10 protein-coding genes are annotated in these 15,827 nt (G+C 73.0%); 4 read left to right on the top strand and 6 right to left on the bottom strand.

Annotated elements, in window-relative coordinates; genetic code table 11:
- Window positions 1-469: 469 nt before the first annotated feature.
- A complete protein-coding gene (ligA, locus tag BMZ30_RS12085; RefSeq protein WP_093379176.1) occupies window positions 470-2,680 on the bottom strand; it encodes an NAD-dependent DNA ligase LigA in 2,211 nt (736 codons plus the stop codon).
- A gap of 135 nt (window positions 2,681-2,815) precedes the next feature.
- On the opposite strand from ligA, the gene BMZ30_RS12080 reads away from it, so the two are divergent.
- The gene (locus tag BMZ30_RS12080; RefSeq protein ID WP_093379173.1) at window positions 2,816-4,873 is read left to right on the top strand and encodes a prolyl oligopeptidase family serine peptidase; all 2,058 of its coding nucleotides are present in this window, start codon (window positions 2,816-2,818) and stop codon (window positions 4,871-4,873) included.
- 32 nt (window positions 4,874-4,905) lie between these two features.
- Here the strand turns inward: BMZ30_RS12080 and BMZ30_RS12075 are convergent, their stop codons facing one another.
- The 5 genes from BMZ30_RS12075 to BMZ30_RS12055 are packed head-to-tail and all read right to left on the bottom strand — an operon-like array spanning window position 4,906 to window position 10,162.
- The gene (locus BMZ30_RS12075) at window positions 4,906-5,958 is read right to left on the bottom strand and encodes a uroporphyrinogen decarboxylase/cobalamine-independent methonine synthase family protein (protein WP_229828824.1); all 1,053 of its coding nucleotides are present in this window, start codon (window positions 5,956-5,958) and stop codon (window positions 4,906-4,908) included.
- Complete coding sequence (gene mnmA, locus BMZ30_RS12070) at window positions 5,955-7,091, bottom strand: tRNA 2-thiouridine(34) synthase MnmA (protein WP_093379170.1); 1,137 nt, start codon at window positions 7,089-7,091, stop codon at window positions 5,955-5,957. The genes BMZ30_RS12075 and mnmA overlap by 4 nt, the downstream gene beginning before the upstream one ends.
- 1 nt (window position 7,092) lies before the next feature.
- Window positions 7,093-8,328 carry a cysteine desulfurase family protein gene (locus BMZ30_RS12065; RefSeq protein ID WP_093379167.1) on the bottom strand — a complete coding sequence of 412 codons (1,236 nt, stop codon included), beginning with the start codon at window positions 8,326-8,328 and terminating at the stop codon, window positions 7,093-7,095.
- A 12-nt stretch (window positions 8,329-8,340) separates the two neighbouring features.
- Window positions 8,341-9,348 (bottom strand): electron transfer flavoprotein subunit alpha/FixB family protein, encoded by a 1,008-nt coding sequence (locus BMZ30_RS12060; RefSeq protein ID WP_093379164.1) that lies wholly within the window; start codon window positions 9,346-9,348, stop codon window positions 8,341-8,343.
- Between the two features lies 1 nt (window position 9,349).
- On the bottom strand, window positions 9,350-10,162 hold the full coding sequence (locus BMZ30_RS12055; RefSeq protein ID WP_093379161.1) for an electron transfer flavoprotein subunit beta/FixA family protein: 813 nt from the start codon (window positions 10,160-10,162) through the stop codon (window positions 9,350-9,352).
- A 169-nt stretch (window positions 10,163-10,331) separates the two neighbouring features.
- Here BMZ30_RS12055 and glgX point away from each other — a divergent pair, with 169 nt between their 5' ends.
- From glgX to BMZ30_RS12040, 3 genes are read left to right on the top strand one after another with little or no spacing between them, the layout of a single operon-like run.
- Complete coding sequence (gene glgX / locus BMZ30_RS12050; protein ID WP_093379158.1) at window positions 10,332-12,515, top strand: glycogen debranching protein GlgX; 2,184 nt, start codon at window positions 10,332-10,334, stop codon at window positions 12,513-12,515.
- Window positions 12,516-12,542: 27 nt separating this feature from the next.
- Window positions 12,543-13,706, top strand: coding sequence for a hypothetical protein (locus BMZ30_RS12045; protein WP_093379155.1), 1,164 nt, complete (start codon window positions 12,543-12,545; stop codon window positions 13,704-13,706).
- A gap of 31 nt (window positions 13,707-13,737) precedes the next feature.
- Entirely contained in the window at window positions 13,738-15,801 is a 2,064-nt protein-coding gene (locus tag BMZ30_RS12040; RefSeq protein WP_093379153.1) for an alpha-1,4-glucan--maltose-1-phosphate maltosyltransferase, read from the top strand.
- The last annotated feature ends 26 nt before the right edge of the window (window positions 15,802-15,827 follow it).

Here is a 15,827-nt window from a genome sequence, read left to right as displayed (position 1 = left end):
CCCACATAAAAACTGGCTACAAAAACAAAAACTTGCGTTTTCGTTCAATCAACCAAAGGAATCCTCAAGACCACCGAGCCAGCCACCATGTAGCAGCAGACACCAGCAGTCCACGAGGGATATTTGGCATTGACTATCAAGCACACTGTTGAGTTCTCAAGGAACAGACGCTCCCCGATCCACCCTCGCGGGCCGTTCGGAGGCAACCGTTCAAACTTACCCGACCGAACCCATCCTGTCCAACCCCGCGCTTCAAGAGCGCAGAGTCGGGAAGCGAGTCCCGTCGTCCCCAGGGTCGCCGATGTTGTCGGATCCTTGTGGGGGGTTGTGCGGCTTGCCCTGCAGCGTCCCCGTGAGGACCGCTGCTCGGCTGAACCGGCTCGTAGAACATTACACAGCGCGGTCCGGGGATGCAAACAGCCAGGTGACGGGAGGTGGCCAGGAGAAGAACACCTCGGCTCGAGGTCGCTCAGGCGCCCGGCCGCCCATCGAGGGCCGCTGGCCCGGACTCCAGAAGCGCCACGAACGCCGCCTCGTCGAGGATCGTCAGCCCGAGCTCGCGGGCCTTGGCCTCCTTGCTGCCGGCGTTCTCCCCCACGACGACGAAGTCGGTCTTCTTCGACACCGATCCCGCGGCCTTGCCACCGCGAGCGAGGATCGCCTCCTTGGCGCCGTCCCGGCTCAGTGTCTCGAGCGAGCCGGTCACCACGACCGTGAGTCCCTCCAGGGTGCGTTCGATGCTCGCGTCGCGCGCGTCCGCCATCCGCACGCCCGCCGCCCGCCAGGCCTCGACGATCGCGCAGTGCCAGTCCACGGAGAACCACTCGCCCACCGCCGCGGCGATGGTCGGGCCGACTCCCTCGACGGCGGCCAGCTGTTCCGCGGAAGCCGCCATGATGGCGTCCAGCGAGCCGAACTCTGTGGCGAGCGCGCGCGCGGCCGTCGGACCGACGTGCCTGATCGACAGCGCGACGAGCACGCGCCACAGCGGCTGCTGCTTCGCCTTCTCGAGCTCCTCGAAGAGCTTGACGGTCGTCGCCGTCGGCTTCGAAGGAACCTTGGCGGTGGGGCGCGTCCAGAAGAACGGCACCTGCTCCCACCGCCCCGTCCCTGCGCCCTTGGACCGAACCTCCCGCCAGACGCGGACGTCGGCGAGATCGTCAGCGGTGAGGGCGAAGAGCCCCGACTCGTTCTCGAGCACGGGCGTCTGCAGCGGCGCCTCCGCTCCGCCGGGGCGGTCGTGGTCCGGCGCCACGAGCGCCGTCGCCGCCTCCCAGCCGAGCGCTTCGATGTCGAACGCTCCCCGGGAAGCGACGTGGAACACGCGCTCGCGCAGCTGCGACGGGCACGAGCGCTGGTTGGGGCAGCGGATGTCGACGTCGCCCTCTTTCGCTGGGGCGAGGGTGGTGCCGCAGGACGGGCACTCGGTCGGCATGACGAACGCGCGTTCGGTGCCGTCGCGCAGCGCCACCACGGGGCCGACGATCTCGGGGATGACGTCACCGGCCTTGCGCAGCACGACGGTGTCGCCGATGAGCACGCCCTTGCGCTCGACCTCGCTCGCGTTGTGCAGGGTCGCCATCTCGACGGTGGATCCGGCGACCAACGCCGGCTCCATCACGGCGTACGGCGTGACCCGGCCGGTGCGCCCGACGTTCACCCGGATGTCGAGCAGCCGGGTGTTGACCTCCTCGGGCGGGTACTTGTACGCGACCGCCCAGCGGGGAGCGCGGCTCGTCGAGCCCAGCCGACGCTGGAGCGCGAACTCGTCGACCTTGATCACGATGCCGTCCAGCTCGTGCTCGATGTCGTGCCGGTGCACCCCGAAGTGCGCGATCATCTCCTCCACACCCGCGAGCCCCTGCACCACCCGGCTGTGCCCCGAGACCGGGACACCCCATCCCGCGAGGAGGTCGTACGCCGCAGACTGCCGCGTCAGCGGCTCCGCAGGCGCCGAGCCCCACACCAGGGCGCCGATCCCGTGGGCATACATTCGCAAGGGGCGCGAGGCCGTGACCCGCGGGTCCTTCTGCCGCAGCGACCCTGCTGCCGCGTTGCGCGGGTTGGCGAACGGAGCCTTCCCGGCCGCCACCTGGGCGGCGTTGAGGTCGGCGAACTGGTCCACGAGCATGAAGACCTCGCCGCGGACCTCGATGAGCTCAGGGTGCGTCGCGGGGTCGCCCGCGAGCGCGACCGGGACGCCGGCGATCGTCCGGACGTTGAGGGTGACGTCCTCCCCCGTGCGCCCGTCCCCCCGGGTCACCGCACGCACGAGCCTGCCGCGCTCGTAGACGAGGGCGATCGCGAGACCGTCGATCTTCACCTCGCACAGGTAGTGCACGTCCGTCTCACCGATCTCCTTGTGCACCCGCTCGGCCCACGCCGCGATGTCCTCGTGCGTGAAGGCGTTGTCGAGGGAGAGCATGCGCTCGACGTGGTCGACCGCGGCGAAGTCGGTCGAGTAGGTGCCGCCGACGCGCTGCGTGGGCGACTCGGGTGAGCGGAGCTCGGGGAACTGCGCCTCGATGGCCGTCAGCTCGGCGAGCAGGGCGTCGTACTTCGCGTCGGACACCGTCGGGGTGTCTCGGACGTAGTAGGCGAACTGGTGCGCGTCGATCTGCTCGGCCAGCTCGGTCCAGCGGTGCCGTGCCTGGCTCTCAGGTCCCGAAGGTTCGTTCACGGGGACATCATGCCAAGCCGCCCCTGACACGGCCCGTCGACACCGCGGTCGACCGCGGCGACCCGCGCTGCGTCACCCAAGGACCCGGCCCGACGCGGTTCGAGGAGGGTGCGCTCCTCGACCTAGGGTGAGGCCATGACGATCCCCACCCCCTTGCGCGACGACGCCCCCGACCCGTTCCTCTGGCTCGAGGAGGTCGAGGGCACCGCCGCCCTCGAATGGGTCACGGCACGCAACGCCGAGGCTCGCGCCGCGCTGGTCGACGACGCCTTCGTCCGCACGCAGACGGCCGTCCGCGATGTCCTCGACTCGCAGGACAAGATCGCGCACGTCCGCCAGGTCGGGGACTTCCTGTACAACCTCTGGCAGGACGCGGAGCACCCGCGGGGCCTGTGGCGCCGGACGACGTGGGAGCAGTACGAGCGCGACGAGCCCGTCTGGGAGATCCTGCTCGACGTCGACGCCCTGGGCGCCGCCGAGGGCGTGAACTGGGTCTGGCACGGCGCGAACATCCTGCGCCCAGGGCACGACCGCGCGCTGGTTCGCCTGTCGCGCGGCGGGGCCGACGCCGACGTCACCCGCGAGCTCGACCTCACCACGAAGGAGTTCCTGAGCGAGGCGGACGACGCGTTCGTGCGCGCCGAGTCCAAGGGCGCGCTCGCGTGGATCGACCGCGACACCGTGTTCGCCTTCACCGACTTCGGCCCGGGCTCCATGACGCCGTCCGGCTATCCCCGGACGGTGCGCCGCTGGCACCGGGGCACCCCGCTCGCCGACGCCCCGCTCGTGTACGAGGGCTCGGACACGGACATGTACATCAGCGCCTTCCACGACCCCACCCCCGGGTTCGAGCGGGACTTCGTCTCCCGCACGATCGCCTTCTACGCCGACGAGCTCTCGCTGCTCGAGCCCGACGGCAGCCTCACCCTCATCGACGTCCCGGAGTCGGCCGAGGCGTCCGTGCACCGCGAATGGCTGCTCGTGCGCCTGCGCGACGACTGGACGGTCGGCGTGCACACCCATCCGAGCGGGTCGCTCCTGGTGACCGAGCTCGACGCCTTCCTGGCCGGCGAGCGCAACCTGCGGCCGGTCTTCACACCGTCGGCGACGACGTCCCTGCTCGACGCGACATGGACCCGCCACCACCTGGTGCTCACCGTCCTGGACGACGTCCGCCACCGCGTGGAGGTCCTCACCCCGGGCGATTGGGGGACGACGTCGGTGCGCGGGCTGCCGCAGGACGCGACGCTCGAGGTCCGCGCGGTGGACGCCGACGCGAACGATGATCTCTGGGTGGTCGCGACCGGCTACCTGACCCCCACGACGCTCCTCCTGGCGTCCGCGGCCCCCGACGCGCCCGCGGCGCGCACCCTCAAGTCCCTGCCAGCGATGTTCGACGCGGCGGGGCACGAGGTCACGCAGCGGTTCGCCACCTCGCTCGACGGCACGCGCGTCCCGTACTTCCTCGTGCGGCCCGTCGACGCGCCCGGGCCCGTGCCGACGTACCTCAGCGCCTACGGCGGCTTCGAGATCGCGCTGACCCCCGCATACTCGGCGACCCTGGGCCGCGGGTGGCTCGAACGGGGTGGCGCCTACGTCGTGGCGAACATCCGCGGCGGCGGGGAGTACGGCCCCGCGTGGCACCGCGCTGCGCTCAAGCAGCACCGCCACCGTGCGTACGAGGATCTCGCCGCCGTCGCACGGGACCTCGTGGACACGGGCGTGACGACGCAGGCGCAGCTCGCTGTCCAGGGCCGGTCCAACGGTGGGCTCCTGACCGGGAACATGCTCACGCAGTACCCCGAGCTCTTCGGCGCCGTCGTGATCGGTGTGCCGCTGCTCGACATGCGGCGCTTCTCGGTGCTCCTCGCCGGTGCGTCATGGATGGCCGAGTACGGCGACCCCGACGACCCCGCGCAGTGGGAGTTCATCCGCACGTTCTCGCCGTACCACCTGGTCGACGCCGCACGCCCCTATCCCCCGGTGCTCGTGACGACGTCGACGCGCGACGACCGCGTCCACCCCGGGCACGCCCGGAAGATGGCTGCGCTGCTCAGCGACGCCGGGCACGACGTGACGTACTTCGAGAACCTCGAGGGTGGGCACGCCGGCGCCGCCGACAACGACCAGGCCGCGTTCATGGCGACCATCGCCTATGAGTTCTGCTGGCGGGTGCTCACCGGCACGCGCTGACCTCGAGCGGCCTGGTCGGGCGCGCCGCGGCGTCAGTCCGCGGCGCGCTCGGCGACGAGCAGACCCGCCTGCGCGAGGGTGCGCAGGCGCCCGCGCGCCTCCTGCACGTGCGCGCCGTGCCCGGTGAGGCTCAGGACAGTGCGGTCCAGGGCGCGCACCTCGAGGCCGATGCGCCGCCAGGGCACGAGCAGCTGGTCGGCGAGCGCCCGGACGTCCGGACCGGAGCACTGCGACGACGTCGGCGGCGCGAGCACCGGCCACAGGTCCATGCCGCGCTCGACCGCGCGCGCGACGTGCTCCCAGGCGCGCTCGTTCCACGGGCCGAGCCGCAGCCCCACGCCGTCCGCGCCGGCGAGCGCGACCGGCGCGATGCCGAGCCAGGCGTCGCCGACGTGCACGGCCACCCGCACCCCCACCGCCTGCAACGCGCGGACCACGGGCTCGAGCCGCGCGACGAGGTCGGGCCCGGGCACCGCGCGGATGCGTGAGTAGCCCGAGAAGGTCGGGATCACGCCGGCGTTGACCTGGCCGATCAGCGACTCGTCGAGGCGTACGTGGACCTCGGCACCGGGCACGAGCCGGCGCACGTCCGCAACCCGCGCGCACATCCCGGCGACCAGGGCCTGCGCGATCTCGCGGACCGCGCCGTGGTCGGTCAGCACGCGGTCGCCGCGTGCCAGGTAGAGCTCGGACGCCAGCGTCCACGGGCCTGTCGCGGCGAGCAGCACGGGGCCCGTGTAGCCCGACGCCGCGATGGCAAACGCCTCGAGGTCGTCGCGCCACCGCGCGGCGATGCGCTCGGCGTCCCGGCCCGGCCGGTCCGCGAGCTTCCAGCCGTGCGGCCCGAGCTCGACGGGCAGCTGGTCGAGCGCTGCGCAGGTCCGGACGAGCCCGTCGCGCTCGTCTCGCGCGGGCACGCCGGGAACGCCCGTCACCCCGTCCGGCACGTCCGTCAGGTCGCCCAGCACGGCCAGTGCGGCCTCGAGCGGCTCGCTCGCCGGCCACGTCGCCGTGACCGTCACCGCGGGCCCGGGCAGCCCGGGCACGCGGGAGCCGTCCGGTGCGGCGGTCGGGCGCTCCGTCACGCCGAGCGCTCCCGGCGGCGGGCGCGCTCGACCGTGGCCTGGCCCAGGACGCGCGTGCCCCGGTACGCGACGACCGACTGCCCCGCCGCGACCCCGCGCAGCGGCCGTCCGGTGAGCTCGACCTCCATCGCGTCGCGGGGACCCCCGGCGCCGGGGACCGCGCGCACCCGGGCGGGCACCGGTGCGCCGTGCGCCCGCACCTGCACCTCGGCCTCGACCCACTCCCCGGCTCGCACGACGTCGTCGGCGAGCCAGACCGCGTTGTGGCCGAGGATCTCGTCGATCGACAGCAGCTCGGCGGGGCCGACGACGACGGTGTTCGTCGTCGGCTGCACCTCGAGCACGTAGCGGGGCTGGCCGTCGGCGGCCGGGCGCCCGAGACCGAGACCCTTGCGCTGACCGACCGTGTAGCCGTACGAGCCGTCGTGCTCGCCGAGGACCGTGCCGTCGGTGTCCACGACGGCACCGGGCCGTGAACCGAGCCGCTCCCGCAGGAAGCCCTGCGTGTCACCGTCGGCGACGAAGCAGATGTCGTACGAGTCCGGCTTCGCCGACACGCTCAGCCCGCGCCGCTCGGCCTCGGCGCGCACCTCGTCCTTGGAGGCGAAGTCGCCGAGGGGGAAGATCGAGCGCGCCAGGCGCTCGGGGCCCATCACCGCCAGCACGTAGGACTGGTCCTTCGCGTCGTTCGGCGACCGGTGCAGCTCGCGGCGCACGGCGCCGTCCGCCCCGGGCGTCTCGACCACCCGCGCGTAGTGCCCGGTCGCGACGGCGTCAAAGCCGAGTGCGGTGGCCTTGTCGAGGAGCGCCTCGAACTTGATGTGCTCGTTGCAGCGCACGCAGGGGTTGGGCGTACGACCAGCCTCGTACTCGCTCAGGAAGTCCGCGACCACGGTGTCCTCGAACCGCTCGGACAGGTCCCAGACGTAGTACGGGATGCCCAGGACGTCCGCGGCGCGGCGGGCGTCGCCCGCGTCCTCGATCGAGCAGCAGCCGCGCGACCCCGTGCGGAACTGCTGCCGGTTGCGGGAGAGGGCCATGTGTACGCCGACGACGTCGTGCCCGGCCTCGACCGCGAGCGCCGCGGCCACCGCCGAGTCGACACCGCCGGACATCGCGGCCAGGACCCGCACGTCAGCGCCCGCCCATGCTCGATGCGAGGCCCGCCGCGCGGGCCCGGTCGACGACGCCGGGCAGCACCTCGAGCACCCGCGCGACGTCGGCCGCGGTGGTCGATGCCCCGAGCGAGAAGCGCAGCGCGCCGCGGGCGTCGGCCTCGTCGAGCCCGAGCGCCAGGAGCACGTGCGACGGCTGCGGGACGCCCGCCTGGCACGCGGACCCGGTCGAGACGGCCACGCCGGCGGAGTCCAGCAGGTAGAGCAGGGAGTCGCCCTCGCAGCCGGCGAAGGTCAGGTGGGCGTTGCCCGGGAGCCGCCCGGGGCCGCCCCCGGCGGCCTCGGACGTCAGGCCCGCACCGCGCAGGCTCGCGCCCGGCACCGCCGCGAGGATGCCGTGGACGAGCTCGTCGCGGAGCGCAGCCAGGCGCACCGCCTCCCGCTCCCGGCCGGCGACGCTCTCGGCGAGGGCCACGGCGAACGCACGCACGGCGGGCACGTCGAGCGTGCCCGAGCGCACGGCGCGCTCCTGGCCGCCCCCGTGCAGGACCGGCATGAGTTCGAGCCCGCGCCCGGCGAGCAGGGCACCCACGCCGAGCGGTCCCCCGATCTTGTGGCCGGACACGGTCAGGGCGTCGACGCCGCTCGCGGCGAAGTCGACGGGGACCTGCCCAATCGCCTGCACGGCGTCCGTGTGGACGGGCACCCCACGGGAGCGGGCCAGCTGCGCCGCCTCGCGGACGGGCTGCACCGATCCGATCTCGTTGTTGGCCCACATCAGCGACAGCAAGGAGGTGTGCTCGCCGTCGTGGTCGAGCTCGGCCCGCAGCGCCTCGAGGTCCAGCACGCCGGACGCGTCGACGGGAAGCTGGACGACCTCCGCTCCCGCGTGCTCGGCGAGCCAGAAGGCGGGGTCCAGCACGGCGTGGTGCTCGATCGCGGACACCAGCACGCGCATCCGCTCGGCGTGGCCCGTCCGGCGGGCCCAGAACAGGCCCTTGATCGCCAGGTTGTCGGACTCGGTGCCGCCGGCGGTGAAGATCACCTCGCTCGGGCGCGCGCCCAGAGCCTCGGCCACCTGCTCGCGAGACTCCTCGACGACGCGGCGCGCGGCCCGGCCGGGGCCGTGCAGCGAGGACGCGTTGCCCACGCACATCATCTGCTCGGCGTAGGCGGCAGCGGCCGCGGGCGACAGGGGGGTCGTCGCGGCATGGTCGAGGTACACGTGCGCAGACTCGGGCGCGAGGGACGTCATGATCGTCCCAGTCTACGAAGCGTCCGGGGCCGTCCCTGCCACGGACGGGTCGCCGGCCCGCTCGCGCAGCAGCGCGGCTGCCCGGGGCAGGACGAGGGCGAGGTCGCCGACGACCGCCAGGTCGCTGATCTCGAACAGCGGGCACTCCGGGTCGGCGTTGACGGCCACAATCACCTCGGAGGCCTGCATGCCCCCGCGGTGGTGCGGCGCACCGCTGATCCCGGCGCCCACGTACAGGCGAGGGGTCACGGTCACTCCCGTCTGGCCCACCTGGGTGTCGTGCTCGATCCAGCCCTCGTCGACGCAGTCGCGCGTCGAGCCGACCGCTCCGCCCAGGACCTCGGCGAGCTCGTGCACCGGCGCGAAGTCTCCGCCCGTCCCGCGGCCCCCCGCGACGACGACGGCGGCCTCGCCCAGCGCGGGTCCCGTCCCCTCGGTCGGGTGGACGGTGCGCGACACGAGCTCGACCCCGCGAGCGTCGGCGCGCGCCGCATCGAGCGTCAGGCTCGTCACTTCGACCTCGGTGGGCACGGCGACCGGGGTCGCCCGCACCGCGTTCGGCCGGACCGTGAGCAGAGCGGTGCCCTCGGGCACCACGCACTCGACGTCCCACGTCCCGGCGAACACGCGCTTGGCGCCCACGACCCCGGCGTCCTCGACGGCGACGCGCGCGGCGTCGATCACGAGGCCAGCACCGAGCAGGTGCGCGGCGCGCGCCAGGATTTCCTTGTTGGCGAACGTCGCCTTGGCGAGCAGGAGCCGCGGGGCGGCGTCGAACGCCTGCTCGACGGCCTGCTGCACCGCGGCGGCGGCCACGGCCGTGAGTGTCGAGGTGCCGCTCACGTGCACGACGCGGGCGGCGCCGTGCGCGGCGAGCTGCTCCAGCGCGGCGGCGACGGGCGGGGTGAACGTCACGACGACGGCGTCGCCGACGTCGCGAGCGATCGTGACGAGCTCGAGGTCGGCCGCGGTGAGCGGCGCGTCGGTGTGCTCGAGGAGCACGGCGGCAGTGGTGGTCATGTCAGATCAGCCCCCGGTCGATGATGAAGTCCGCGAGCGCGCGCCCGCCCGTGTCGCCCGTGCCGTCGTCCGTGACGACGGTCGCGGGCTCCCGCTCGGGCCGTGGCTCGGCCGAGCGCACGACCGCCCGCGCGGCCGCCACGCCGACGCGGTCCGGCTCGAGCCCCAGGTCCGCCAGGGTCCACGTGGTCACGGGCTTCGTGCGCGCCGCCATGATGAGCTTGATGTTGGGGAAGCGGGGCCGGTTGATGTGGTCGGTGACGCTCACCACGGCGGGCAGCGGCGCGCGCAGCTCCTCCGTAACGCCGTCGACCTCGCGCTGCACGGTCGCCGCGCCGTCGGCCAGCGTGAGCGACGTGGCGTTCGTGAGCTGCGGCAGCCCGAGCTCCGCCGCCAGCAGGGCCGGCACGACCGAGCCCAGGCCGTCGAGCGCGGCCATCCCGGCGAGCACGAGGTCCACCGGTCCGTCCTGCTCGAGCCGGCGCACCGCGGCGGCCAGCGTGCGGGCGGTCGCGAAGTAGTCGGAGCCCGCGAGCGCGTCGTCGCTCACGTGCACGCCCGTGTGCGCCCCGAGCTGGAAGGCGCGGCGCAGGGCGTCGACCGCCTCGGCCGGTCCCATCGTCACCGCGACGATCTCCGACGCGGCGCGCGCGTCGTCGTCGAGCGCCTCGAGGATGCGCAGGGCCTCCTCGAGCGGGTGCTCGTCGAGCTCGTTGAGCGACCCGTCGGCCGAGCCGCGGACCACCCGACCGTCCGCGAACGCACGGTCGGAATGGATGTTCGGGACGTGCTTGACGCACACCACGATCCTCATCGGTGCAGGCTCCTTCGTCGGCGGGAATCTCCTGCTCGCAGGCTACCGTGATGCGCCGCACGCGCCCTGTCCCGCGAGGCGACCCGTCCGGCTGGTGGGCGCGCGCCATACTGGCGACACACGCCTGGGGGCTCAAGAACGGCGCTGACGCACCGATGAGAGAGGAACTATGACCACCAGCCTGCGTGACGAGCTCCTCACCGTCCCGACCGCTCGCCTCGGCGTGCACGTGGCCGACAACGGCGTCACCGTCGCGGTCCTCGCCTCCCACGCCACCCAGGTGGAGCTGTGCCTGGTCGACCCCACGCCGACGGGCTGGGCCGAGCGTCGGGTGGCGCTCGAGGGCCCCGTGCTCGGCGTGTGGCGCGCGCACGTCCCCGGCGTCCAGCCCGGGCAGCGCTACGGCTTCCGCGTCGACGGTCCCTGGGACCCCCGCGCCGGCCTGCGCTACAACCCCGCCAAGCTGCTGGTGGACCCGTACGCCCGCGGGATCGAGGGAGATCTCGAGTACGGAGCCGAGGCGTTCGGCTACCTCACCGACGCGACGGGCGCGGGCGACCCCTACGGGCCCCGCAGTCCGCACGACTCGCTCGGCCACGTCCCGCTCAGCGTCGTCGTCGGGCCCGGGTTCACGCCCCGCACGGCCGACCGGCCCCGCGTGCCGTGGTCCGACACGGTGCTGTACGAGGCCCACGTGCGCGGTCTCACCATGAACCTCCCCGATGTGCCCGCGGAGCTGCGCGGCACCTACGCCGGCGTCGCGCACCCCGCGACGATCGCGCACCTGCGCGCGCTGGGCGTCACCACGATCGAGCTGTTGCCCGTCCACGCGTCGACGAACGAGCACCACCTCGTCGACAAGGGCCTGACGAACTACTGGGGATACAACACCATCGGGTTCTTCGCCCCCGAGCCCCGGTACGCGATGGCGTCCTCGCGTGCGGCCGGTGCCGGCGCCGTGCTGGACGAGGTCAAGGGCATGGTCCAGCTGCTGCACGAGGCGGGCATCGAGGTCGTGCTCGACGTCGTCTACAACCACACGTGCGAGGGCGGGACGGGTGGGCCGCAGGTGAGCTGGCGCGGCCTCGACCCCACCGTGTACTACCGCCACGACGGCGGGTCGCCCGCCCAGTTCGCGGACGTCACCGGCTGCGGGAACACCCTCGACTTCCGCCGTACCCCGGTCGTCCGGATGGCGCTCGACTCGCTGCGCTTCTGGGCCTCCGAGGTCGGCGTCGACGGTTTCCGCTTCGACCTCGCCGTGACGCTCGGACGTGGCCACGACGGCTACACGGCCGACCACCCGTTCCTCGTCGCGCTGCAGACGGACCCCGTGCTGAGCGAGCTCAAGCTGATCGCCGAGCCGTGGGACGTCGGGCCCGGCGGGTGGCAGACCGGGCGCTTCCCGGCCCCGTTCGCCGAGTGGAACGACCGGTTCCGCAACGCGGTGCGCAGCTTCTGGCTGACCGACGCCGCCGAGGCCTCCCGAGGGCGCGCCACGCACGGCGTCCGGGAGCTCGCCACCCGCCTGTCGGGCTCCGCGGACCTGTTCGGCTACGGCGACCCGCCCGGTCTGCGCGGGCCGGCGGCGTCGATCAACTTCGTGACCGCGCACGACGGCTTCACCATGGCCGACCTCACCGCCTACGACCACAAGCACAACGAGGCGAACGGCGAGGACGGGCGCGACGGGAGCAACGACAACCGGTCGTGGAACCACGGGTACGAGGGCCACGCGGACGCGGAGGTCGTCGGCTCGGAGATCGCCGCCCTGCGGCGCCGCTCGCACCGCAACCTGCTCGCGACCCTGCTGCTGTCCGCCGGGACGCCCATGATCACCGCCGGCGACGAGACGGGACGCTCGCAGCACGGCAACAACAACGCCTACTGCCAGGACAACGCCCTGTCGTACCTCGACTGGGACCTCGACGCCGACGCACGCAACCTGCTCGCCACGACGTCGTACCTGCTCACGCAGCGCCGGGCCCTGTCCGCGCTGCGCGCCGAACGGTTCTTCCACGGCCGGCCGCACCCGGGCGGCGCCGAGGACGAGCTCGACCTGGCATGGTTCACGATCGCGGGCACGCCGTTCTCCGACGCGGACTGGCACGACACCTCGCACCGTGCGATCCAGATGCTGCGTCGGTCCGACGGCCCCGAGGACCCCGCCGTCCTGCTCGCCGTCAACGGCGCCCTCGACGCGCTCGAGGTCACCCCCGCGGCAGGTCTGCGCTGGGAGCTGCTCTGGGACAGCACCTGGGAGCACCCCGACGAGCGCTTCGCCGCAGGCGACGACGCGCCCGCGACCATGGAGCCGCTGAGCGTGCGGCTGTACGCCTCCGTGCCCGGCTGACGCCAGCACCGCTATGCTCGGCGCACCATGACCAGGGGGCAGACGACCGAGCGCGCACGCGAACGCCCGAGACCCGCCGCCGCCGCGGCCACCGCCGTCGTGTCGGACGCTGAGCGGCTGCTGCGCCGCAACGGGCTGGCCCTCCTGATCGAGGGATACTCGGCCGAGCGCGACGTGTTCGGCCGCGCGGCACCCTTCCTGCTCCTGGTCCTGCTCACCCAGCTCGCGGGGGCCGCGAACCTCTCCTGGAGCGCGGCGGCCAACACTCTCGCCGTCCTCGGCGGGCTCCTGCTCGTCGGGACCGTGTACGCGGTCCTCAACCGCGTCCGCGGCCGCGCGTGGAACACGCTGCCGCAGAGCGTGGACACCCCGGAGCTGGCCTTCTTCGTGCTCGCCCCCGCGCTGCTGCCGCTGGTCTTCGGCGGGCAGCTCACGGCCGCCGTGGTGACGGCGGCCGCGAACACGGCCCTGCTGGCGCTCGTGTGGTTCACCGTCCGCTACGGATTCGTCTCGACGCTCTGGTGGGGCACCGCGCGCGTCGTCGACGAGCTCGCCGCGAGCCTCGGCCGGCTGGTCCGCCTGCTGCCGCTCCTGCTCGTCTTCTCGCTCGTGCTGTTCTTCAACGCCGAGATCTGGCAGGTGTTCGACGCCGTGCCCCCCACGGGGACCCTCGTGCTCGGCGTCGTGTTCGCGGCGCTGATCGCGCTCGCGCTCGGCCTGCACCTGCCCGAGGAGGTCGCCGCCGTCCTGCGCCAGGCGGTGGACCGCGTGCCCGAGGCGGCCGACCTGCCTCCCCTCACCCGCGCCCAGCGCGCCAACGTCTCCGCCATGGTGCTCACCAGCCAGCTCCTGCAGGTCCTCGTGGTCAGCATCGGGGTCGGGGTGTTCTTCGTCGTCGTCGGCACCGTCACGGTCACGGCGGACGTCCAGGAGGCCTGGGGTGTCGTCGGCGGCCAGGTCCTGTGGACCGCCGAGCTCGACGGCACGGCCCTCGTCGTCAACCAGACCTCCCTGCGCGTCGCGGTCGCGATCGCGACCTTCACGGGCCTCTACTTTGCGATCTCGATGCTCACGGACGCGGTCTACCGCGCGGCGTTCATGTCCGCGATCGAGGACCAGCTCACCACCGTCACCCGCACCCGGGTGGCGTATCTGCGTGCCCTGGGCACCGTCGAGGTGCCCGCGGGCTGAGCCCGGCGCGCGGTCCGATCGCGCGTACTACATGCCGGTGGGCCGGTCCGCCGCTAGGTTCGTACTTGTGACGACACTCGAACCCGCCCCCCCAGGCCTCATCGGACGCATCCCCGTGATGGACGTCAGCCCCACGATCGAGCAAGGCCGGTGGCCCGCCAAGGCCGTCGTCGGCGAAGCGGTGCCCGTCCGCGCACGGGTGTTCCGCGAGGGCCACGACGCCGTCGCCGCGACCGCCGTGCTGCTGCGCCCCGACGGCACCGTGCACTCGACCGCCCGCATGGTGGACGTGGCGCCCGGCCTCGACTGGTTCGAGGCGCGCGTGGCGCCCGACGCCGAGGGCGCCTGGTCGTTCCGCGTCGAGGGCTGGTCCGACCCGTACGGGACGTGGGCCCACGACGCCGCCATCAAGATCGAGGCCGGCATCGACGTCGAGCTCATGCTCGCGGAGGGCATCCGCGTCCTCGAGCGCGCCGCGTCGCGCCGGAACCTGCCCAGCAGCGCGCGCGCTGCGCTCGCGAACGTCGTGCTCGCGCTCCAGGACACCACGATGCCCCCGCCCACCCGGCTCGCTGCGGCGCTGGGCCCTGACGTGCGTCGGATCCTCGTCGAGGACCACCCGCTGCGCGACCTCGTCTCGCCGTCGGCCACCTATCCGCTCCAGGTCCACCGCGAGCGCGCCCTGGCCGGCTCCTGGTACGAGTTCTTCCCCCGGTCCGAGGGCGCCACCTACGACGCCGCGACCCAGTCGTGGACGTCGGGCACCTTCGCGACGGCCAGCGAGCGGCTCCCCGGCATCGCCGCCATGGGCTTCGACGTCGTCTACCTGACGCCGGTGCACCCCATCGGCACGACCTTCCGCAAGGGCCGCAACAATTCCCTCACCGCGGAGCCTGGTGACCCCGGTTCGCCGTACGCGATCGGGTCCCCCGACGGCGGGCACGACGCCATCCACCCCGAGCTAGGGACGTTCGACGACTTCGACGACTTCGTGGCACGGGCGCAGGACCTCGGCATGGAGGTCGCGCTCGACCTCGCGCTGCAGTGCTCCCCCGACCACCCCTGGGTCACCGAGCACCCCGAGTGGTTCACCACGCGCGTGGACGGCTCGATCGCCTACGCCGAGAACCCGCCCAAGAAGTACCAGGACATCTACCCCCTGAACTTCGACAACGACCCCGCGGGGATCTATGCCGAGGTGCGGCGCGTCGTCCAGGTGTGGATCGACCACGGCGTCACCGCGTTCCGCGTCGACAACCCGCACACCAAGCCCCTGCCGTTCTGGCAGTGGCTCATCGAGGATGTCGCGAAGGACCACCCCGACGTAATCTTCCTCGCGGAGGCCTTCACGAAGCCCGCGATGATGGAGGCGCTCGCGCGCATCGGGTTCCACCAGTCGTACACGTACTTCACCTGGCGCAACACCCAGGAGGAGCTCGCCGAGTACTTCACGGAGGTCAGCGGCGAGCTGGGCTCGTGGATGCGCCCGAGCTTCTGGCCGACGACGCACGACATCCTCCCCCCGTACCTGCAGCACGGCGGGGAGCCGGCCTTCGCGATCCGCGCGGCCCTCGCCGCGACCGCGTCGCCCACGTGGGGCATCTACTCCGGGTACGAGTTCTCCGAGCGCGTGCCGCGCCCGGGCGTCGAGGAGCAGATCGACAACGAGAAGTACGAGTTCCGTCCCCGCGACTGGGCCGCGCCCGAGGCCGCCGGGATGACGACGTTCCTCACCCGGCTCAACGAGATCCGGCGGGACCACCCCGCCCTGCGCCAGCTGCGCAACCTCACGGTGCACCCCACGACCAACGACCAGGTGCTCGCGTTCTCGAGCCACCTGGACGGGGCATTCACCGCGGACGGCCGGCCCGACACCGTGATCAGCGTGGTCAACCTCGACCCGTGGAGCCCCCAGGAGGCCATGGTCGACCTGGACCTCGCGGCCCTCGGCATCGACGAGACCCCCGGCACGGAGCCGGCCTTCAACGCGCACGACCTGCTCACCGACGAGACCTTCGCCTGGGGTGCCCGCGTCTTCGTGCGCCTGGAGCCGAACCGGCACGTCGCCCACATCATCGAGGTAGGACACCCATGAGCCCCGCCGAGTGGAACCAGAAGAAC

It is taken from the genome of Flavimobilis marinus (assembly GCF_900113055.1).
In the GTDB taxonomy this organism is placed as follows: Bacteria; Actinomycetota; Actinomycetes; order Actinomycetales; family Cellulomonadaceae; genus Flavimobilis; species Flavimobilis marinus.
The sequence above is the reverse complement of the archived record's forward strand: the minus strand, read 5'-3'. Positions and strand labels throughout refer to the sequence as shown.

What these genes read in the sequence shown, in the direction of transcription:
- BMZ30_RS12080 (WP_093379173.1), top strand. Translation starts at nt 2,816, where the DNA reads ATGACGATCCCCACCCCCTTGCGCGACGACGCCCCCGACCCGTTCCTC.
- BMZ30_RS12065 (WP_093379167.1), bottom strand. Translation starts at nt 8,328, where the DNA reads ATGACGTCCCTCGCGCCCGAGTCTGCGCACGTGTACCTCGACCATGCC.
- BMZ30_RS12055 (WP_093379161.1), bottom strand. Translation starts at nt 10,162, where the DNA reads ATGAGGATCGTGGTGTGCGTCAAGCACGTCCCGAACATCCATTCCGAC.
- BMZ30_RS12060 (WP_093379164.1), bottom strand. Translation starts at nt 9,348, where the DNA reads ATGACCACCACTGCCGCCGTGCTCCTCGAGCACACCGACGCGCCGCTC.
- BMZ30_RS12040 (WP_093379153.1), top strand. Translation starts at nt 13,738, where the DNA reads ATGCCGGTGGGCCGGTCCGCCGCTAGGTTCGTACTTGTGACGACACTC.
- glgX (WP_093379158.1), top strand. Translation starts at nt 10,332, where the DNA reads ATGACCACCAGCCTGCGTGACGAGCTCCTCACCGTCCCGACCGCTCGC.
- BMZ30_RS12045 (WP_093379155.1), top strand. Translation starts at nt 12,543, where the DNA reads ATGACCAGGGGGCAGACGACCGAGCGCGCACGCGAACGCCCGAGACCC.